Annotated in this window: 15 protein-coding genes; 9 read left to right on the forward strand and 6 right to left on the reverse strand. The window is 63.2% G+C overall.

The window, feature by feature from the left end; all coding sequences use genetic code 11:
* Positions 1-107: 107 nt before the first annotated feature.
* The 3 genes from thiD to folP are packed head-to-tail and all read right to left on the reverse strand — an operon-like array spanning position 108 to position 3,169.
* Complete coding sequence (gene thiD / locus GSQ89_RS19505) at positions 108-908, reverse strand: bifunctional hydroxymethylpyrimidine kinase/phosphomethylpyrimidine kinase (RefSeq protein ID WP_158928262.1); 801 nt, start codon at positions 906-908, stop codon at positions 108-110.
* Entirely contained in the window at positions 908-2,278 is a 1,371-nt protein-coding gene (glmM, locus tag GSQ89_RS19510) for a phosphoglucosamine mutase (protein ID WP_158928264.1), read from the reverse strand. The genes thiD and glmM overlap by 1 nt, the downstream gene beginning before the upstream one ends.
* Positions 2,279-2,320: 42 nt before the next feature.
* Positions 2,321-3,169, reverse strand: a complete 849-nt coding sequence (folP, locus tag GSQ89_RS19515; protein ID WP_158928266.1) for a dihydropteroate synthase — start codon at positions 3,167-3,169, stop codon at positions 2,321-2,323.
* A gap of 926 nt (positions 3,170-4,095) precedes the next feature.
* Here folP and GSQ89_RS19520 point away from each other — a divergent pair.
* Genes GSQ89_RS19520 through GSQ89_RS19530 form a run of 3 tightly spaced genes read left to right on the forward strand, consistent with a single transcriptional unit; the run spans position 4,096 to position 8,945 of the window.
* Positions 4,096-6,042 carry a PrkA family serine protein kinase gene (locus tag GSQ89_RS19520; RefSeq protein WP_158928268.1) on the forward strand — a complete coding sequence of 649 codons (1,947 nt, stop codon included), beginning with the start codon at positions 4,096-4,098 and terminating at the stop codon, positions 6,040-6,042.
* A 39-nt stretch (positions 6,043-6,081) separates the two neighbouring features.
* Positions 6,082-7,383: a YeaH/YhbH family protein gene (locus GSQ89_RS19525; protein WP_158928270.1), complete on the forward strand. Its 1,302-nt coding sequence runs from the start codon at positions 6,082-6,084 to the stop codon at positions 7,381-7,383.
* Complete coding sequence (locus GSQ89_RS19530) at positions 7,380-8,945, forward strand: SpoVR family protein (protein ID WP_158928272.1); 1,566 nt, start codon at positions 7,380-7,382, stop codon at positions 8,943-8,945. The genes GSQ89_RS19525 and GSQ89_RS19530 overlap by 4 nt, the downstream gene beginning before the upstream one ends.
* A 13-nt stretch (positions 8,946-8,958) precedes the next feature.
* Here GSQ89_RS19530 and GSQ89_RS19535 read toward each other — a convergent pair whose 3' ends face one another.
* Positions 8,959-11,625: a M16 family metallopeptidase gene (locus GSQ89_RS19535; protein ID WP_371734277.1), complete on the reverse strand. Its 2,667-nt coding sequence runs from the start codon at positions 11,623-11,625 to the stop codon at positions 8,959-8,961.
* A gap of 282 nt (positions 11,626-11,907) precedes the next feature.
* Here GSQ89_RS19535 and GSQ89_RS19540 point away from each other — a divergent pair, with 282 nt between their 5' ends.
* Positions 11,908-12,744 (forward strand): transporter substrate-binding domain-containing protein, encoded by an 837-nt coding sequence (locus tag GSQ89_RS19540; RefSeq protein WP_216856280.1) that lies wholly within the window; start codon positions 11,908-11,910, stop codon positions 12,742-12,744.
* Positions 12,745-12,945: 201 nt separating this feature from the next.
* Here the strand turns inward: GSQ89_RS19540 and GSQ89_RS19545 are convergent, their stop codons facing one another.
* Positions 12,946-13,824, reverse strand: a complete 879-nt coding sequence (locus tag GSQ89_RS19545) for a polysaccharide deacetylase (protein WP_158928276.1) — start codon at positions 13,822-13,824, stop codon at positions 12,946-12,948.
* Between the two features lie 68 nt (positions 13,825-13,892).
* On the opposite strand from GSQ89_RS19545, the gene GSQ89_RS19550 reads away from it, so the two are divergent.
* The 5 genes from GSQ89_RS19550 (at position 13,893) to eutC (ending at position 19,034) form a co-directional block, all read left to right on the forward strand.
* Positions 13,893-15,287, forward strand: a complete 1,395-nt coding sequence (locus GSQ89_RS19550; protein ID WP_158928278.1) for an amidase family protein — start codon at positions 13,893-13,895, stop codon at positions 15,285-15,287.
* A 70-nt stretch (positions 15,288-15,357) separates the two neighbouring features.
* Positions 15,358-15,651 carry a helix-turn-helix domain-containing protein gene (locus GSQ89_RS19555; RefSeq protein ID WP_158928280.1) on the forward strand — a complete coding sequence of 98 codons (294 nt, stop codon included), beginning with the start codon at positions 15,358-15,360 and terminating at the stop codon, positions 15,649-15,651.
* Positions 15,648-16,925: a type II toxin-antitoxin system HipA family toxin gene (locus GSQ89_RS19560; RefSeq protein WP_158928282.1), complete on the forward strand. Its 1,278-nt coding sequence runs from the start codon at positions 15,648-15,650 to the stop codon at positions 16,923-16,925. Before GSQ89_RS19555 ends, GSQ89_RS19560 begins: the two co-directional genes overlap by 4 nt.
* A complete protein-coding gene (locus GSQ89_RS19565) occupies positions 16,922-18,295 on the forward strand; it encodes an ethanolamine ammonia-lyase subunit EutB (RefSeq protein WP_158928284.1) in 1,374 nt (457 codons plus the stop codon). The genes GSQ89_RS19560 and GSQ89_RS19565 overlap by 4 nt, the downstream gene beginning before the upstream one ends.
* Entirely contained in the window at positions 18,288-19,034 is a 747-nt protein-coding gene (gene eutC, locus GSQ89_RS19570; RefSeq protein ID WP_158928286.1) for an ethanolamine ammonia-lyase subunit EutC, read from the forward strand. Before GSQ89_RS19565 ends, eutC begins: the two co-directional genes overlap by 8 nt.
* On the opposite strand, the gene GSQ89_RS19575 is transcribed toward eutC, so the two are convergent.
* Positions 18,964-20,139, reverse strand: coding sequence for an acetate/propionate family kinase (locus tag GSQ89_RS19575; RefSeq protein WP_158928288.1), 1,176 nt, complete (start codon positions 20,137-20,139; stop codon positions 18,964-18,966). The two genes, eutC and GSQ89_RS19575, sit on opposite strands and share 71 nt — an antisense overlap.
* Between the last annotated feature and the right edge of the window lie 45 nt (positions 20,140-20,184).

Consider the following 20,184-nt stretch of genomic DNA (forward strand, 5'->3'; position numbering starts at 1 on the left):
ACGTTTAGAGCGTTTTCACCCTGACTGTGCAGGGAGAAAACGCTCTAACGCTTTGTTTGATCGCATGATTCACGCGCTCTGGACGTTCCGCCCAGCGCGATCATGCTCTAGGTCGACAATCGGCCCAGATCGACCGTGACGCTGTGATCCAGCGGTCCGTGGCCGTGGCCGAAGCCGGGCGCTGCGGCGATCGCGGCTCGGACATAGGCGCGCGCGCGGACCACCGCATCCCGCAGGGACAAACCCTGCGCCAGCCCCGCCGCGACCGCCGAGGCGGTCGTGCAGCCGGTCCCATGCGTGTGCCTTGTCTCGATCCGCGGTGCCGAGAACGCCTCGATACCGTCGGCCGTGGCGAGCAGATCGGTGACTGTCGCGGACTCCAGATGACCGCCCTTCAGCAGCACCGCCGGCACACCCATCGCCAGCAGCGCCGCGGCGGCGGCCCGCATGTCCGCCTCGGTGCGGATGGTCAGGCCGGTCAAGGCCTCGGCCTCGGGCAGGTTCGGGGTGATTACCGCGGCACGCGGCAACAGTCGCCGGCGCAAGGTCTCCACCGCCTGCGTGGCCAGCAGCGCCTGGCCGCCCTTCGCCACCATCACCGGGTCCAGCACCAGCGGCACGTCGGTCGTTAGAGCATCGCAGACCGTGTCGATCGTCGCGCTGTCGCCTAGCATGCCGATCTTGATGGCGTCGGCGCCGATGTCGCTCATGACGACGTCGATCTGCTGGTGAATGAAGTCTTGTGGCACCGGCATCACGCCGTGCACGCCCAGCGTGTTCTGCGCCGTCAGCGCGGTGATCGCCGTCGCAGCGAAGGCACCCAGCGCGGTGATCGTCTTGATATCCGCCTGGATGCCGGCCCCGCCGCCGGAATCCGATCCGGCGATCACCAGCACCCGGCCCTTCATCACTGCGCTGCCTCGCGGACGCGAGCGACCTCGGCGATCATCTCGCACAGGGAATCGACGACCTCGGCTACCAGGATGCTGTCCTCGCCCTCGGCCATCACCCGGACCAGCGGTTCGGTGCCGCTTTCCCGGATCAGCACGCGGCCGGTGCCATTCAGGCGCGCCTCGGCGCCACGGATCGCCGCCTGCACACGGTCTTCCCGCAACGGTGAGACACCGGCAAAGCGCACGTTCTTGAGCCGCTGCGGCAAGGGCTGGAAGACCTGCAGCACCTCGGAGGCGGGCCGATCCCGCTGCACCAACACGCCCAGCACCTGAAGCGCCGCCAGCAGCCCGTCGCCGGTGGTCGCGAAATCGGATAGGATCAGATGGCCGGACTGCTCGCCTCCGACATTGATCCCCGAGGCACGCATGTGTTCCGCGACGTAGCGATCACCGACTTTCGTCCGATGCAGTCGCAGCCCCAGCCCGGTCAGATGGCGTTCCAACCCCAGGTTGGACATGACCGTGGCGACGATGCCGTCACCGAGCAATGTTCCCGCCTGGTGCCAGGAGCGCGCGATCAGCGCCAGGATCTGGTCGCCATCGACGACCTCGCCGTTCTCATCGGCGATGATCACCCGGTCGGCGTCGCCGTCGAGCGCGATGCCCAGATGCGCGCCATGCTCTACCACCTGGGTGCAAAGAAACGCCGGTTCGGTCGAGCCACAGCCTTTGTTGATATTGAAACCATCCGGTGTGACGCCGACCGGGATGACGGTGGCGCCCAATTCCCACAGCACGGTCGGGGCGACCTTGTAGGCGGCGCCGTTGGCGCAATCGACGACGATGCGCAGCCCGTCCAGTCGCAAACCACGCGGGAAGCTGGCCTTCGCCACCTCGATATACCGCCCCGCCGCGTCATCCAATCGAGCCGCTCGGCCCAGCAAGTGGGATTCGGCGAGACGATCGGCGAAGGTGCTGTCCATCAGCGCCTCGATTTCCAGTTCCCGCTCGTCGGACAGCTTGGTGCCGTCGGGGCCGAACAGCTTGATGCCGTTGTCTTCGAAAGGGTTGTGGGAGGCGGAGATCATCACCCCGAGATCGGCCCGCAGCGACCGGGTCAGCATGGCCACGGCGGGCGTCGGCAGCGGTCCCAGCAGCGTGACATCCATGCCGGCGCCGATAAAACCGGCGGTCAGGGCGGGTTCGATCATGTAACCGGACAGTCTGGTGTCCTTGCCGATCACCACGCGGTGCCGGTGCTCGCCGCGGGTGAACAGCAGGCCCGCCGCCTGGCCCAACCGCAACGCGATACCCGCCGTCATCGGATCGGTGTTCGCCTTGCCCCTGATGCCATCCGTACCGAACAGGCGTCTTGTCTTGCTCATGCGCTGTCTGTCACTCCGCGCGGACATCTAATGGAAGCCGTTTCATTCGGCCAGTGCCCGCCAGACGCGCAGCGCCTGCACCGTCTCCAACACATCGTGAACCCGCAGGATCGCGGCGCCGTGTTGCACGGCGAACAGTTCGGCGGCGAGTGAGCCCGGCAAGCGCCGGCGTGCGTCGGTTTCGTCGGTCAGGGCGCCGATGAGGCTTTTGCGCGACAGGCCGGCCAGGACCGGATAACCCAGGCTGACCAGGTCGGGCAGCCGCCGCAGCACCGCGGCCGACTGCTTGGATCGCTTGGCGAACCCGAATCCCGGGTCGATCGCAATCTGCTCCGGCCGCACACCGGCCTGGATCGCGGCGTCGATGCGCTGCTCCAGTTCGGCTCGCACCTCGGCCACGACATCGTCGTAAACGGCCAGAGTGGCCATCGTCTCCGGCGTGCCGCGCATGTGCATCAGCACAACCGGACAGGCGTGTTCCACCACCACGGCAGCCGCCAACGGGTCATGCACCAGGGCGGAGACATCGTTGATGATCCTGGCGCCGGCGGCCAGCGCGGCCCGCATGGTTGACGCGTTGCGGGTATCCGCCGAGAGGCAAACGCCCTCGGCGGCCAGGGCGCGAATGACGGGCAGCACGCGTGCCTGCTCGACATCGGGTGGCACCGGGGTCGCACCCGGGCGGGTGCTTTCACCGCCGACGTCGATGATGTCGGCGCCGTCGGCCGCCATCGCCAGGCCGGCCGCGATGGCGTCTCGCGAATCGGCGCGGCGCCCGCCGTCGCTGAAACTGTCCGGCGTGACGTTAAGGATCGCCATCACCAGCGGCCGGTCGAGGGCAAAGCCGGCCCAGCAGGCGGCCGGTCTCGCGATATGTCGGGGAGGAGACATTTTGGTCACACCTGAGCGGCGAAGCTGGAATCCGGGTCGCGCCGGGCAGACGGCCAAGCCGGCGACAGTCGGCGGCCGTTACCGCGAAAAGAGCCAGGAATCAAGATTTTAGGCCCAATCATTCGGTGCCGGGACGCTCACCGCCGGGGCACGTGCCTTCCGTTTCAGCAATGGCTGCACAGGGACGGCCCACACGAAGATTTTCGGCCACCCCGCCGGATGACTGGTGTAGCGTACCACGGTGGGCAAAAATTAGAACAAACAGGACACATGTTAACGCGTTGTTAAGAGTATCCATGTATTCCAGTGTCCCGGTGCCGCCGTTTCGGATGCGCCGCGGGCTTTGAGAGGCGCATGACGCACCTGACAGCCTATAACGGCGCGACCGCCGTCCCGCCAAATCCCGGATCGCCGCTCGCGATCGATCGGCACGGATGCAAGTATCTCCCTGCGAACATGGCTGCACACCGTCCCGCGATTCGGTTCGGATTGGTTTTTTCTAGTGGCGTGGCGAATTGTCTTGAATTGCGACACGCCGGCTTTCACTATTCCGTGATTGGCCGTTCTGGCACTGCCTTGTCGGCGCCCGCATATGCCGGTTGCCGTTCCCTGAACGATGAAGTCCCAGCCTCGCTATCCGGGATGACCGCACCCGCAGCCCCGGCATCAGACTGCGACAAATGACGCTTCAACCTATTGAATCGGTCTCGGCTTCGAACCGGTGGAAGAAAGATTAATGCAGATGACTAGGGTTTTGATCACAAAATACACGTCGATGTCATGATCTGCGATGTCCGAATGATGCGAATCGACGAAAACATTCCCGCGACACCTCCCCCATACGCTACGGTTGCACCCATCTTGCATAAGCAGATGCGAGCGGACCCGACACACCGTGGCACCAACCCTAACAATGGAGCGGCCGAATGAATACGGTCGATGACATTTTTTCCGTTTACGCGCGAACCTTCGAGGCTCATCGCGAAGCCGAGATTTCGCTGGCGGATTATCTCGACGCTTGCAAGAAAGACCCGCTGGTCTACTCCACGGCCACCGAACGGTTGCTGGCCGCGATCGGCGAGCCGGAGATGGTCGATACCTCGAAAGATCCGCGTCTCGGCCGGATCTTCATGAACCGGACGATCCGGGTCTACCCGGCGTTCAGCGAATTCTACGGCATGGAAGAGACGATCGAACGCATCGTCGGTTTCCTGCGCCACGCCGCGCAGGGCCTCGAGGAGCGCAAGCAGATCATGTACCTGCTTGGCCCGGTGGGCGGCGGCAAATCATCCCTGGCCGAACGGCTGAAGGCGCTGATGGAGACGTTCCCCATCTACGTCCTGAAGGCCGGCGACGACCTCAGCCCGGTCTTCGAAAGCCCGCTGGGCCTGTTCGATCCGGACCGCATGGGGTCGATGCTGGAAGACCGCTACGGGATTCCGAAGCGCCGGCTGACCGGTCTTATGAGCCCGTGGTGCATCAAGCGCCTGGACGAATTCGGCGGCGATATCTCCAAGTTCCGCGTGCAGAAGCTGACGCCGTCACGGCTGCGGCAGATCGCGGTGGCGAAGACCGAACCGGGTGACGAGAACAACCAGGACATCTCCTCGCTTGTAGGCAAGGTCGACATACGCAAGCTGGAAATGCACGCACAGAACGATCCTGATGCTTACAGCTACTCGGGTGGGTTGAATCGTGCCAACCAGGGCATGCTCGAATTCGTCGAGATGTTCAAGGCGCCGATCAAGATGTTGCATCCGTTGCTGACGGCGACACAGGAAGGCAACTACATCGGCACGGAAAATATCGGCGCGATCCCGTTCCAGGGCATCATCATGGCGCACTCCAACGAGTCGGAGTGGCAGTCGTTCAAAAACAACAAGAACAACGAAGCCTTCATCGACCGCATCTACGTGATCAAGGTGCCGTACTGTCTGCGGGTGACCGAGGAGCAGAAGATCTACGAGAAACTCGTCACCTCGTCCGAATTGGGTACCGCACCGTGCGCGCCGGCGACGCTGGAGATGCTGGCTCGGTTTTCCGTGCTGTCACGTCTGAAGCGGCATGAAAACTCGACGCTCTACGCCAAGATGCGGGTCTATGACGGCGAAAGCCTGAAGGAAACCGATCCGCGTGCTCGTTCCCTGCAGGAATACAAGGACACAGCGGGCGTCGAGGAAGGCATGGACGGCACGTCGACCCGCTTCGCCTTCAAGGTGCTGGCGGCAACGTTCAACCATGACACCACAGAGATCGCGGCCGATCCCGTGCATTTGATGTACGTGCTTGAACAGTCGATCCGGCGCGACCAAATGCCACAGGAGACGGAAAAACGTTACCTGGAGTTTATCAAAGGCGAACTGGCACCACGCTACGCGGAGTTCATCGGCAACGAGATCCAGAAGGCCTATCTGGAATCGTATCATGATTACGGACAGAACTTGTTCGACCGCTATGTGTCCTATGCCGACGCCTGGATCGAGGACATCGATTTCAAGGACGCCGATACTGGTCAGTTGTTGAATCGGGAACTGCTCAATCAGGAGTTGACCAAAGTCGAAAAGCCAGCGGGAATCGCCAATCCCAAGGACTTCCGCAATGAGGTGGTGAAGTTCAGCCTGCGCGCCAGGGCGAATAACAACGGCAAGAATCCGTCATGGACCAGTTACGAAAAAATCCGTGACGTGATCGAGCGCCGCATGTTCAGCCAGGTGGAGGAACTGCTGCCGGTCATCAGCTTCGGATCCAAGAAGGATGGCGAAACCGAAAAGAAGCACACCGAGTTCGTCGAACGCATGACGGCCCGTGGCTACACCGAACGGCAGGTCCGACGGCTCGTTGAATGGTACATGCGCGTGAAGCAGGCCGGCTGACAATGCCAGCCGAACCCAAAGAGGTCTCACAGGCACGCTATGCATATCGTTGACCGCCGCCTGAACCCGAGTGGCAAAAATCTGGCCAACCGCCAGCGCTTCATGCGGCGGGCCAAATCACAAATCCGCAAGGCCGTGCATGAAAGCGCCGGCAGCCGTAGCATCAAGGACGCCGACGAAGGCGGTGAAGTCGTGCTGCCGGCACAGGGGGTGCACGAACCGTCGTTCCGGCGCAGCGGTTCGGGTGGCATTCGTGACCATCTGTTGCCGGGCAACAAGGAATACATCGCCGGCGACACGATCCAGCGGCCGCCAGGGGGCGAGGGCGGTAGCGGATCCGAGGGCAGCCCCGATGGCGAGGGCGAGGACGATTTCCGCTTCGCCCTGTCGCGCGAGGAGTTCGTGGATTTGTTCCTGGAGGATCTGGAACTTCCCGATCTTGCGAAACGCCGGGTCGTCAATGCCGAAGCCCTGGTCTATCATCGGGCTGGCTACTCGGTCAGCGGCTCGCCGGCCAACCTGGCACTGAATCGCACGGTGCGGAACAGCCTGTCTCGCCGCATCGCGCTGCACCGGCCGAAACCGGAAGAACTGCAGGCGTTACGCGATGCGATCGAGGCACTCAATCCTGACGACGACGTCAAACGCCGAGCGCTGGAGGAGGAGTTGGCGCGCAAGCAGCGGCGTACGGGGGTTATTCCGTATATCGACCCGCTGGACGTGCGGTACCGGCGCTTCGAGTCGCATCCGAAGCCCGTGGCGCAGGCCGTCATGTTCTGCCTGATGGACGTGTCCGGCTCGATGACTGAACACATGAAAGACCTGGCGAAGCGGTTTTATGTGCTGCTGTATATCTTCCTGAAGCGGCGGTACAAGAACGTCGAGGTCGTGTTCATCCGCCACACGCACCAGGCATCGGAAGTAGATGAGGAAACTTTCTTCAACAGCCCGGAAACCGGCGGCACCGTGGTGTCCACCGCGCTGGAGGAGATGCAGCGGGTCATCGACGAACGCTATAGCCCCGACAGTTGGAACATCTACGCCGCCCAGGCGTCGGATGGTGACAACACCGCCAGCGACAACGACAAGACCGCGGCACTGCTGACCCAGGTGATCCTGCCGGCCTGCCAGTACTATGCGTATCTGGAGGTCGGGCGGGACTCGGAACACTTCCCGCCGGGCTTCATCCGCCGGGATAGCGATCTTTGGCAGACCTATTCGACCATTATCAAAAACGGTGCGCCCATGGCGATGCGCAAGGTCGGCCATCGCAGAGACATCTACCCGGTGTTTCGGGAACTGTTCGCGAAGAAAACCGGAGCGGAGGCTGCTGCCGAATGAGTACCACGCTGATCCGGGCGGAACGCCCGTTGTTCGAAGGCGCCGACTGGGAATTCGGCACGATCCAGCGGTGCCATGACGAAATCGAGAAGGTCGCCCTGCAGGACATGGGCCTAAACGTCTATACCAACCAGATCGAGGTCATCGGCACCGAACAGATGCTGGATGCGTACTCCTCGATCGGCATGCCGCTGTTCTACAAGCACTGGTCGTTCGGCAAGCACTTTTCCCGTCATGAGGCGATGTACCGGGCGGGCATGCAGGGGTTGGCGTATGAGATCGTCATCAACTCCAACCCATGCATCAGCTACATCATGGAGGAAAACACCGCCACGATGCAGACGCTGGTGATCGCGCACGCGGCGTTCGGGCACAACCACTTCTTCAAGAACAACTACCTGTTCCAGCAATGGACCGACGCCAACGGCATCCTGGATTACCTGGAGTTCGCCAAGGACTACATCACATCGTGCGAGGAGCGTTACGGTGAGGTGGCGGTCGAACGCCTGCTGGATGCCGCGCATGCGTTGATGAGCCACGCCGTCCACAAATACCCGCGTAAGCGCGCAACCGATCTGCGCACCGAGGAAAAGCGGGAGCGGGAGCGGCGCGAACACGACGAGAAAGTGTTCAATGACCTGTGGCGCACGGTGCCGGGCAAGGAGAACATCCGCCACGATCCGACGGCCGCCGAACAGCGCAAGGCGCTGTTGGAACTGCCGCAGGAAAACATCCTGTATTTCATGGAAAAGAGCGCGCCGCGGCTTGCCCCATGGCAGCGGGAAATCCTGCGTATCGTCCGCATCATCGCGCAGTACTTCTATCCGCAATCGCAAACCAAGGTGATGAACGAGGGCTGCGCCACCTACACGCACTACACCATCATGAACCGGCTGCACGAAAAGGGCCTGCTGACCGACGGGGCGATGGTGGAATTCCTGTCGTCACACACCAACGTCGTGTTCCAGCCCGAATTCGACGACCGTCGTTATTCCGGCCTCAACCCCTATGCGCTTGGTTTTGCCATGATGCAGGACATCGAGCGCATCTGCACGTTGCCGACGGCCGAGGATCGGCAGTGGTTCCCGCACATCGCCGGCTGCAACGACCACATGAACGTGCTGCGCGACGTATGGGCGAACTATCGCGACGAAAGCTTCATCCTGCAGTACCTCAGCCCGAGACTGGTGCGCCATTTCGGCCTGTTCCACATCGTGGACGACGCCAGCGAACCGAACATGCGGGTCGAGGCGATCCACGACGAACGCGGCTACCGCAAGATCAAGCAGGCGCTGGCGAAGCAGTACGATGTGTCGTGGAACGCGGCCGATATCCAGGTGGTCGATGTGAACCTGGCCGGCGATCGCCGCCTGATCCTGCACCACCGCGCGTTGAACCGCGTGCTGCTGGAGGAGAAGGATGCCCGCATGGTCTTGCAGCATCTGGCGGATCTGTGGGGTTACGACGTGCTGATGAAGGAGATCGACCCGGGGACGGAAGCGGTCATGAAGGAGCACGCCGCATCGCCGCGCCCGGGGATCGTGACGATCGAACCGAAGTAGGGAGACGACGCCCCTACTGAACCGGCCCCTTTACCACCAGCGCCAGGTCGTCGGGCCGGATCCAAGCCGCAAAAGCCCGCTGAATATCCGCTGCGGTGATCGTCAGATACTGCGCCGCGGCGATCTGCCGCGAATCCAGTGGTAATCCCAGTTCCACGAGACGCAGATATTCCCCCGCGATTCCCCCAATACTTGCGCGCTGCATCGGCAACCGGCGCAGCAACTCCGCTTTCGCACGAGCCAGTTCGGATGCGCTGACCGGATTGGTCTGCATCTCCCGCAGATCGCGCAAAACCAGGGCACGCGCCTTGTCCACGTTCTCTCCGTCCGCCCCGAATGACACGCTGTAGTCTGCCCGGATGCGCGACCAATCGAGGTCGCTGCTGACGGAATAGACATACCCCGACTTGATACGCAGGTCCTGATACAGGCGTGACGAAAAGCCGCTGCCCAAGATGGTGTTGCCGAGCAGCAGGGCGTAGCGGTCGGGGCTGGTGACCGGCAATTGGAAGGTCTCGGCCAGGGACACACTGTCTTGCAGCGAATTGCTGTCCTGAACACGGGCGCGGGACGGTTTGTTCGGCCCGATCGGCGGCAGGTCGATCGCAGGAGCCGGACCCGTCGCCTGCCAGGAACCGAACGTCTGGTTGACCACCCGGCGAGCCTGTTCGGCGGTAACATCTCCGACCACCACGATGGTCGTAAGATCAGGTCGGAAGGCGGCGGCGTAATAGGCGTGCACGTCCTCGGGCCGTAGCGCCATAACCGTGTCGGGTGTTGCTTGCCGCAAGGTGGGATCGCCCTCCGGCACGACCGCGCGCGTGACCGCTCGGCGGAACAAGTAACCCGGGGTGTGCAACCGTCCGCCCACACTTTGGCCGAGCTGGCCGCGAACCACGGTAAAGGCATCCGACGGGAACGCCGGATGCAGTTCGTTTTCTGCCAACAGCCGCATGCCGTCCTCGAAGTCCGGCGTCAGCACTTGGAGCGAGAATTCGGGACCGGCGTTGATCCGCGCGGCGATAGCGTCAACCGCCTTTCGGAAGGCCAGGCGGTCACGGGATTCGGTGCCATATTCGAACAGCCCGCGAGTCAGTGCAGCGACACCTTCTTTGCCCGCCGGCTCCTGCATCCACGTCACTTGGCGCACCGAGCCGTAGACCGACACGGTCGGACTGACATGCTCCGGCTGGACGATCAGCCGCAATCCATTCGGCAGCGTGCTAACATCGGGCGGATCGCCGGGATCCGGCACATGCGGCTGGGCAAGCGCGGCGGCCGCCCAGGACGGTAGGGTCACCGCATGATCCGGCGGGCTATCGAACGATTCGGTGCCGCCGAAGCCACTGCCCGCGACGGGTTGGGCGGATTCGCGCGGCGTCAGGATTGCGGTCACGGCGTGATCCGGGTCAAGCAGCAGGCGCGCCAGCCGATCGACGTCCTCCACGGTGACGGAGGCATAAGCGCGGGCGACATCGTCGGGTGACTGGTCGCCCCGAAAGGCAAGTGCCCGCGACCAGCTTTCGGCCAGCCCGCTGATGCTGTTGCTGTTGAACGCCAATTGCGCCAGTTCTTGCCGTTTGGCTGCCGCCACCAGATCCGCCGACACGCCATCCCGAGCGGCGTCGGCGATGAGGCGGCGCACGTTGGCAAGCAGTGGTGCCGGATCATCCCCGATCGGGAACGCCGCCATGGCGAGGCCGAAGCCGACATCGGCCTTGGCCTGGTAGGTAAATTCAGCGAACAGTGCCTTTCCATCCGGGACAAGATCGTACAAAGCGCCGCGCTCGCTGCTCAGAACGTCCGACAAGATATCGGCGGCGGCGAAATCTCGCTGATTCAAGCCAGGCATCCGATAGGCGAGCGCAATCAGCCCGAACGGGAAATTGGTCTCCAGTGTCAGGGTCTTCAGTTGCACCGGACTGGTCACGATCGCCTTGTGGGCGGGCAGGTCGCGGCTAGGTATGCCATCAAATGCGGCTTGCGCTTGCACCAGGGCGTCGGCCGGTCGCACGTCGCCGACAATCACCAGGATGGCGTTGTTCGGCGCGTACCATTTTTCATAGAACCCGCGCAGCAAGGCAGCATCGGTCTGATCGAACGACGGGCGAGTGCCCAACGCGTCATGCTCGTATGGCGTATGCTCGAACAGGATGGCCTGAGCCTGGGACATGAAATTGTAGAATGGGCTGGACAGGTCGCCCGAGACTTCTTGCTCGATAGCACCGCGTTCCTTGTCCCAATCCGCCTGCTTCAGGCTGAGGCCACGCATCCGGAGTGCCTCGATCCGCAACGCCATATCCAGATTATCGGCCGGGACGGTATAGCTGTACTGCGTGACGGTTTCGGTCGTGTCGGCGTTGTAGGTTCCGCCCAGCAACGCACCAAGTTCGGCGAGTTGATCCTTGTCGAGACCCTCGCTGCCACGGAACATCATATGTTCGACCGCATGGGCGGTGCCGGGGAAGCCGTCCGGCGCATCGTTCGATCCCGCCAGATAGTTCATCTCGGTCGTTACGACGGGGGCGAGGCGGTTCGGCACGATGACGACGCGCAGGCCGTTGGACAGCGTGGCGCGAAGAACGCTGTTCGCTGGTGCCGCCGGTTCGACAGCTCGACACGGGATGGCAGCGACAACCAAGACAAGGGCGGCGATCCAGCCAATCGTACGCTGCTTCAAATACCTGCTCCTATCGGGCGGATACCGGCCCTGGGGAGGGATGTAGATGATCGCTATCGATATGTCAAAGCAACGAACTATTTCGCGGGTGCCTGAGCGGCGTCTGGCGTTACGCCGCATCGTCCAGGATATGAGGTCTCGGTCATGACAGGAAACGAGATGACGTTGGTTGCGGTCAACCGGCGAGGATACTGCTATCGTTCCTTGCGGCGGGTGCCGGCGCATAGGTTTTGCTTATTGAGATCAATCGCGAACCCGCGATCGAGGTTGCAGGGGGACAACATGTTTGCCGTGACGATGGAAGCTTCCACCCTTCGCACGTTCCATCAATGGGTCCGCGGGCAAATTGGGAATGGTCCGGTGCGCCTGCTGGTGTTTTTCGCCGCGTTGCTGTTCGCCACCGGCGCGGTGGCACAATCCCGCCTGGATGATATCGCCGCACGCGGCACGCTGCGTGTTGGGATGACCGGCGATTACCGGCCGTTCTCCCAGCGCGATGCGGCCGGCGGCTATACCGGGCTGGACGTGGATATGGCGAATAACCTGGCCGAGGCGTTGGGCGTGAAGGTGGAGATCGTTCCCACGACCTGGGCCTCGCTTCTGCCCGACCTGAGCAGTGGAAAATTCGACATCGGGATGGGCGGTATTTCCATCACTCTGCCACGTCAGCGGCTGGCGTTCTTCTCGCGGCCGGTGATGCGGGTGGGCAAGGCCGCTATCGCCCGCTGCGCCGACAAGGACCGATTTCAAACCCTGGCGGAAATCGACCGAGCCGGGATCAAGGTCATCGTCAACCCGGGCGGCACCAATGAACGGTTCGATCGTGCCAACCTGCATCAGGCGGACATCGTCGGATTCCCCGACAATGCGCGCATTTTTGACGAACTGGTGGCCGGCAAGGCAGACCTGATGATCACCGACGCCGTGGAAACGAAATTGCAGCAGAAGTTGCATCCGGAATTATGCGCGATTCACCCGGATCAACCGTTTGACTTCGGTGAGTTGGGTTACCTGCTGCCTCGCGACATCGTTCTGAAGCAGTTCGTCGATCAGTGGCTGCATATCGCGGTTGAGAACGGCCTTTGGCGGGGGCTTTTGGAGAAATATCTGGGTTCCTGACGCCCATATTCTTATGAGAAGACGCAAGATTGGGAACCGCAAATACGCTGGATGACGGCTGGTGTCGATCCCGAAACAAGGAGCGGAATGTCCCGAATCCATTGTTGTTTGCGTTTCTCCGCGTTATTTGCGGTTCCAAATTCCTTTGCCCGGGCAGCCCGCTTCATTGCCCATTCGGAAATGCCGGCGCGACGACCGTTTTCACTTCTTGCACCACGCCGCGATCTGCGCGTGTGTCGCAAACCAGCAGCCACCTTTCGCCTTCATGTGGTGAATCAACCGTTCCAGCAGCGGCAGCCGCGACCGGTGGCCGGTGATGTGCGGATGCATCGTCAGCAGGAACATGCCGCCTTCGTCCCAGGCGCCGTCGAATTCGGCGGTGAAAATCTCCTCCACCGCAGACGGCGGTGTGTAGGGGCGCAGGCCGGAGAACCGCAGCATGTTGAAGTAAACCGCGTCGTCCCGGATCCATTCCGGTGGCAGTTCGACGATGCCGGTGGGTTCGCCCTGGTCCTCCAATTCGTACGGATCGTCATCCGCCATCAGGCTGCTGTCGTACAGCAGCTTCATTTCGCGGATGATATCCAGCGTGTTCACGGAAAAATCCCACGACGCCGTCCGCATGCCGACCGGTTCGGTTCCGCTGATTTTGGCCAGTGTTTCGCGGGACCGCAGGGTCAGTTCGCGTTCCGCCTCACGCGGCAGGGTCGTGTTGACCTCGTGGATCCATGAATGGATGCCGATCTCGTGCCCGTCCGCGGCGACGGCCCGCACTTCGTCGGGATGAATCAGGGCGGACACCGCCGGATAGAAAAATGTCGCGGGCACCGATTCCCGTTCCAGTAACCGCCGGATCCGAGGCATCGCCTGGCGGCCACCATACTGGCCCTGGCTGATCCGCATCGGGCTGGGATCGTTGTCGCGCAGTGGGATCGTCTCATGATCGGCGTCGAAGCTGATCGCCACGGCGCAGCGCGCGCCCTCGGGCCACGATGCTGGCTTCAGGCTGCGTCCGGCCCGAGCACGATTGATCATGGTGCGCCAGGTTTCTTCGGGCCACTGCCAGGGTTCGAGACTCATGCGGGGTTCCCTCCATGCGCTGTGGGCGGCATGCTGCACCCAGTTCGCCCCATCGGAAAAGAGCACCCATGCCCGATTTTGATCCCGCCCTGCTGAGTGCCGAGGATATGCTGGGTTACTTCGGCCGCCGGCAACTTACGCCCGTCGATGTCCTGCAGGCGATCACCGAACGGGTGGCACGCCTGAACCCGGGCCTCAATGCATTCGCGGTGATGAATCCTGGGGCATTGCAGGCGGCCGGCGAAAGCACCTCCCGCTGGCGGTCGGGTCGGCCGCTTGGCATGCTGGATGGCGTGCCCTGCACGGTGAAGGACCTGGTCGATCTCGCCGGCTTCCCGACGCGGCGCGGTAGCCGGACCACCAGCACAGATCCGGTGCCGGATGATGCGCCACTGGTCGCCGGTCTGAAAGCGGCCGGGGCGGTGATCGTGGGCAAGACTACGACGACCGAGTTCGGTTGGAAGTCGCCCGGCGACTGTCCGCTGCACGGCATTACGCGCAACCCGTGGAACCCGGATTACACGACCGGCGGGTCGTCCTCCGGCGCTGGGGCGGCCGGCGCGGCCGGGTTTGGGCCGCTGCATGTCGGCACGGATGCCGGCGGGTCGGTGCGCATTCCGGCGGCGTGGTGCGGCCTGGTGGGGCTGAAACCGACCTATGGCCGCATCCCGCAATGGCCGGCGAGCGCCTTCGCCAGCGTGTCCTGTGCCGGCCCGATGACCCGCACGGTGCGCGATGCGGCGCTGATGTTCTCCGCCATGGCGCGCTGGGACCTGCGCGACCCGTTCTGTCTGCCGGACGACCCGCGCGACTGGTGCGACGGCATCGAGGACGGAGTCTCTGGCCTGACTGTCGGTATCTTGCGTAATCCCGGCTTCAACGCCCCGGTCGATGCCGATGGCACCGCCGCGGTGGAGCGCGCCGCCCAGGTCCTGACCGATGCCGGCGCCTTCGTGGAAGAAGCCGACGCCGGCCTGCCGGAGACCAGCAGCGTGTTCGGGCGGGTCTGGGGGGCGGCACTGGCTCGTTTGGTCGCGGGGATGCCAGCGCAACTGGTGGGTCTGCTGGATCCCGGCATTCGCGAGGTCGCGCAGACGCTGGGCGGGATGACAGCGATCGACTTCATGGATGCTGAGGCCACCCGAGCCGCTGCCGGCCATGCCATGGCTCGGTTGCATCAGCGCTACGATCTTGTACTGTGCCCGACCGTGCCCGCCGGGCCGCCGCTAGCCGAGGCCCCGACGGTCGATCCGGTACGCGCTTTGTGGACGGCGTGGGCGCCCTGGACATTCACGTTCAATTTGACGCGGCAGCCGGCGATCACCGTGCCGATGGGTCCTCGGGCGGATGGGATGCCGAACTCGGTGCAGATCGCGGCGGCGCAGTTCCGGGACGACTGGGTGCTGCGGGCGGCCAGGGCGATCGAGGTGGCGCAGCCGTTCCAAATTCCTGATCTGGGGTGAAAGTAAGCGATTGCTTACATGCACGAATGTATGCGATAACTTACTTTGCGCAATGTAAGCGATTGCATACATGTCCGGTACGGTAATCAGAACCCCCGCCAACCTTGGCGCTTTGATCAGGGACCGCCGGCTGGGGCTTGGCCTCGACCAAGCCGAACTGGCCAAGCGGGTGGGTGTCAGCCGTCTCTGGATCAACCAGGTTGAGCGGGGCAAACCGGGAGCAAGCATTGGACTGGTTCTGCGAACTCTGATGGTCCTGGGGATCGAGCTGAGTGCCAATCAGTGGAACAAGACACCCGCACCCGCGGCAACACCGGATATCGATGCGATCGTGGAAGGCGCCCGCGACCGGAGGCAGCCGTGAGCGAATTGATCGCTCTGCTGAACGAACGTGAAGTGGGGACCGTCCGCCAGGATCGGGGGCGGCTCGCGTTCGAATATGCGGAGTCCTGGCGCAACGCGCCGGCTGCCTATCCGTTGTCCTTATCGATGCCGTTGGCAGCCGCGCATCACGGTCATGCATCGATCGCGCCTTATCTTTGGGGGTTGCTGCCAGACAGCGAATTCATCCTCAGTCAGTGGGGGCAACGTTTCCATGTGTCGCCACGCAATCCCTTCGCCCTGCTGACCCATGTCGGCGAAGATTGTGCCGGTGCTGTCCAGTTTGTGCGTCCGGACCGACTGGAAGCATTCCTGAGCACTACGCATGGCGACATCGAATGGCTGACCGAAGCAGACGTGGCGAACAGGCTGCGCAGGCTTCAGGCCGATGCCAGCGCATGGCGTGCTCCACAGGATACCGGGCAGTTCAGCCTCGCCGGGGCCCAACCCAAGACGGCCCTGGTCTTCGATGGGCAGCGTTGGGGCGTGCCATCCGGGCGAGAGCCTACGACCCATATCCTGAAGCCAGCGACAGGCCGCATGGATGGCCACGCACAAAATGAGCATCTCTGCTTGTCGCTGGCCCGAGCGCTTGGGCTTCCGGCGGCGCGATCCGAGGTCATGACGTTCGAGGACGTCACGGCCATTGTGGTCTTCCGTTACGATCGCATCCGCCCGGCCGGCACAACCCATGCCTATCGCGTCCATCAGGAGGATTTCTGCCAGGCATTGCGCGTGCATCCAGCGCAAAAGTATCAGAACCAGGGTGGTCCCGGGCCCAAGCCGATGGTCGATCTGTTGCGGGCGAATGCATCCGGCCAGCGGCCCGATCGGGACGTCGAGACATTCCTCGACGCGCTGATCCTGAACTGGCTGATCGGCGGTTCGGATGCGCACGCCAAGAACTATTCCATCCTGATTGGCAGCGGCGGCCTGGTTCGCCTGGCACCGCTGTACGATGTGGCGAGCGTCCTGGCCTATCCGGATGTCCAGCCGCGCAAGGCAACGCTGGCGATGAAGATCGGCAATACATACCGGTTGCACGATATCGGTCTGCCCGAGTGGCGCGATCTGGCGGCGCAGGTGCGATGGGATGGCGATGCAATGGCGGACCGGGTTCGGACGATGGCCACCGAACTGCCGGACCGGCTCACCGATGAGGTTCGGACGATGGGCGAGGTGGGATGTTCACACCCGTTGATCGATCGGTTGGCACATGTGCTGATCGAACGGGCTACCCAGATCGCTCGGCAATGACAGATTACGTCAGCGACTTCCACGGTGAGCGCCACCGCTTCGCGGACCTGAAGGATGTTCTTGCCAAAGCATCCCACCGCCGGTCCGGCGACGAACTCGCGCGGCTGGCGGCGGAGTCGGACGCGCAGCGGGTCGCCGCTCGGTCCGTGCTCGCCGACTTGCCGTTGGCGGTGTTGCTGAACGAGGCCGTTGTTCCTTATGAAACGGACGAAGTAACGCGACTGATCCTCGACAGCCACGATACGGCGGCGTTCGCGGCGGTTTCACACCTGACCGTCGGTGGGTTTCGCGACTGGTTGCTGTCCTATGATGCGACCCCCGAACGGCTGGCGGCGCTTGCTCCGGGGATCACGCCGGAGATGGCTGCTGCTGTTACCAAGCTGATGCGTAACCAGGATCTGATCAGTGTCGGCAGCCGGTGCCGGGTGGTGACGGCGTTCCGGAATACGCAAGGATTGCCGGGGCACCTGGGTTCCCGCTTGCAGCCGAATCATCCCACCGACGATCTGCGCGGTATTGGCGCGGCCACGATCGACGGTCTGCTGCTGGGCTGCGGCGACGCGGTGATTGGGGTCAATCCGGCGACCGACAGTGTGGCGAACGGCATCGCCCTGCTGGATATGCTGGAAACGCTGCGCCTACGGCACGACATCCCGACCCAGACCTGTGTATTGACACATGTCACCAACGCGCTGGAGATCATGCGGCGTGGTGCCCCGGTCGATCTGGTGTTTCAGTCGATCGCTGGCACGGAAGCGGCGAATGCCGGCTTCGGCGTGAATCTGGCGATCCTGCGCGAGGCCCAGGACGCCGCGTTGTCCCTGAAGCGAGGCGCCGTCGGCAACAACGTCATGTATTTCGAGACCGGCCAGGGCGCCGCGCTGTCCGCCAACGCCCATCACGGCGTGGACCAGCAGACAGTGGAAGCCCGCGCCTATGCCGTCGCCAGGGCGTTTTCGCCGCTGCTGGTCAATACGGTGGTGGGGTTCATCGGCCCGGAATACCTCTACGATGGCAAACAGATCATTCGGGCCGGGCTGGAAGATCATTTCTGTGGCAAGCTGATGGGCGTGCCGATGGGTGTCGATGTCTGCTACACCAACCACGCCGAGGCGGATCAGGACGACATGGACTCGCTGATGACGCTACTGACCGTCGCCGGTGTGACATTCCTGATCGCCGTACCCGGTTCGGACGATGTCATGCTGAACTACCAAAGCGCGTCCTTCCACGACATTCTGTATCTACGTTCGCAATTCGATCGTCCTGCCGCCCCGGAATTCGAGGCGTGGCTGGAACGGATGGACTTGAAAGACCGAGCCGGCCGGATCAAGGGACCACGCGTGACCCGCCTGCTGACCGATGTCTGACCCGTGGGTCGCATTACGAACGACGACTCGGGCACGTATCGGCCTTGGGCGTACCGGCGACGCGCTACCCATCAAGGACGTGCTGGAATTCCAGCTTGCCCATGCCAGGGCACGAGATGCTGTCCATACACCGTTGGATACGGAGGTTATCGCCCGAGCGGTCGCGCCACTGACGTCCGTGATGGTTCGCAGCAAGGCGGCGGACCGGGAAACCTATCTGCGGCGACCTGATCTGGGGCGGCAACTCGGCTGCGATATCGATCCGTCGGGACCCTGGGACGCGGTTTTTGTCATTGCCGACGGATTGTCGCCCGTCGGGGTGCAGATCCACGCACCACCGCTGCTGCATGCCTGCCTCGACCGGCTTCCCGGTTGGTCCGTCGCCCCCATCGTCATCGCTACCCAGGCTAGGGTTGCCCTGGGGGATGAGATCGGGGCGCTGCTGCAAGCCTGTCTCTGCGTGGTGCTGATTGGTGAGCGGCCGGGGCTGAGTGTCGCCACTAGTCTTGGGGTTTACCTGACGTATCGACCGCGTATCGGCCGACGGGATTCGGAACGCAACTGCATCTCCAACATCCACGCCGACGGTCTGTCCTACGAAGCTGCCGCCCACATGTTGGTGTGGCTGATGACCGAGGCGCGCCACCGCAAGCTGACCGGCGTCGGTCTCAAGGACGATCGGCCGGTAGCAGCGCCAGCGTCTCCCGAGCGATTACCCGCTCCTCATAGGTCGGGATGACGAAGGCGGTCAGGCGGCTGGACGCGGCGGTGATCCGGCCTGTGCCCTGTTCGTTGGCCGCGTTGTCCAGTGCGAAGCCCAACCAGCGCAACCGGTCCAGCACGCGCGCCCGGATCGGTGCGCTATGTTCGCCGATGCCGGCGGTGAAGACCAGCCCGTCGATGCCGCCCATGCTGACGGCCAGCGCGCCGGCGGTGCGGGCAGTGTGATAGACGAAGTATTCAACAGCCAGCTTCGCCAGAGGGGCATCGCTGGCCAATAGGTCGCGGATGTCGTTGGATAGTCCGGACAGGCCTTTCAGGCCACAATCGTGGTAGAGGAATTTCTCCACGCGATCGACCGGCCAACCCTTTTGCTGTTGCAGCCACAGGATCACGCCGGAATCCAGCGACCCGGACCGGGTGCCCATCGGCAGTCCGTCCAGCGCGGTGAAGCCCATCGACGAATCGATGCTGTGCCCATTCACCAGCGCACACATCGACGCGCCCGATCCCAGATGGCCGACCACGACTTTGCCGGCGGCGATCTCGGGAGCCTGGGTCTTCATGGCTCCGGCAATGTATTGATAGGACAGGCCGTGGAATCCGTATCGGCGGACGCCTTCCTGATATAGCGCATCCGGGATCGCGAACCGGTCGGCGACGGCGGGATGGCCTCGGTGGAACGCGGTGTCGAAACAGGCGACATGCGGGATGCCGGGGAAGCGTTTGCGCAAACCCTTCAACACATCCAATGCTGGCGGATTGTGCAGTGGGGCGAGCGGCGAAATCGCCTCGATCTGGGCCAGGATCGCGTCATCGACCAGGACGGAGCGGTCCAGGTCGGGGCCGCCATGCACGACACGGTGGCCGAATGCCGCGATGTCTCCGGAAAGCGGGCCGTCGGACAGATCGGCCAGCACCTGCATCGCCGCATGCGGATCGGCTGCGGTGATCGCGCTGTCCCGGGGCGTCTTGCCGGTGATCTTCAGGTGTGCCTGGCCGCCGATCCCATCCACCGCGCCGGACAGCAGCGGCGGAGCCTCCGGCCGCAGCGGATAGGCGGCGAATTTCAGGCTGGACGACCCGGTGTTCAGCACGACAATGCGGCGATCGGCTTCGGACATCATTCACCCCTTGGCCTTTCCGGCCGACAGCGTACATGCTGGCGA

The organism is Acidisphaera sp. S103, from assembly GCF_009765975.1.
In the GTDB taxonomy this organism is placed as follows: Bacteria; Pseudomonadota; Alphaproteobacteria; order Acetobacterales; family Acetobacteraceae; genus Rhodopila.

What these genes read in the sequence shown, in the direction of transcription:
- thiD (WP_158928262.1), bottom strand. Translation starts at nt 908, where the DNA reads ATGAAGGGCCGGGTGCTGGTGATCGCCGGATCGGATTCCGGCGGCGGG.
- glmM (WP_158928264.1), bottom strand. Translation starts at nt 2,278, where the DNA reads ATGAGCAAGACAAGACGCCTGTTCGGTACGGATGGCATCAGGGGCAAG.
- folP (WP_158928266.1), bottom strand. Translation starts at nt 3,169, where the DNA reads ATGTCTCCTCCCCGACATATCGCGAGACCGGCCGCCTGCTGGGCCGGC.
- GSQ89_RS19520 (WP_158928268.1), top strand. Translation starts at nt 4,096, where the DNA reads ATGAATACGGTCGATGACATTTTTTCCGTTTACGCGCGAACCTTCGAG.
- GSQ89_RS19525 (WP_158928270.1), top strand. Translation starts at nt 6,082, where the DNA reads ATGCATATCGTTGACCGCCGCCTGAACCCGAGTGGCAAAAATCTGGCC.
- GSQ89_RS19530 (WP_158928272.1), top strand. Translation starts at nt 7,380, where the DNA reads ATGAGTACCACGCTGATCCGGGCGGAACGCCCGTTGTTCGAAGGCGCC.
- GSQ89_RS19540 (WP_216856280.1), top strand. Translation starts at nt 11,908, where the DNA reads ATGTTTGCCGTGACGATGGAAGCTTCCACCCTTCGCACGTTCCATCAA.
- GSQ89_RS19545 (WP_158928276.1), bottom strand. Translation starts at nt 13,824, where the DNA reads ATGAGTCTCGAACCCTGGCAGTGGCCCGAAGAAACCTGGCGCACCATG.
- GSQ89_RS19550 (WP_158928278.1), top strand. Translation starts at nt 13,893, where the DNA reads ATGCCCGATTTTGATCCCGCCCTGCTGAGTGCCGAGGATATGCTGGGT.
- GSQ89_RS19555 (WP_158928280.1), top strand. Translation starts at nt 15,358, where the DNA reads ATGTCCGGTACGGTAATCAGAACCCCCGCCAACCTTGGCGCTTTGATC.
- GSQ89_RS19565 (WP_158928284.1), top strand. Translation starts at nt 16,922, where the DNA reads ATGACAGATTACGTCAGCGACTTCCACGGTGAGCGCCACCGCTTCGCG.
- eutC (WP_158928286.1), top strand. Translation starts at nt 18,288, where the DNA reads ATGTCTGACCCGTGGGTCGCATTACGAACGACGACTCGGGCACGTATC.
- GSQ89_RS19575 (WP_158928288.1), bottom strand. Translation starts at nt 20,139, where the DNA reads ATGTCCGAAGCCGATCGCCGCATTGTCGTGCTGAACACCGGGTCGTCC.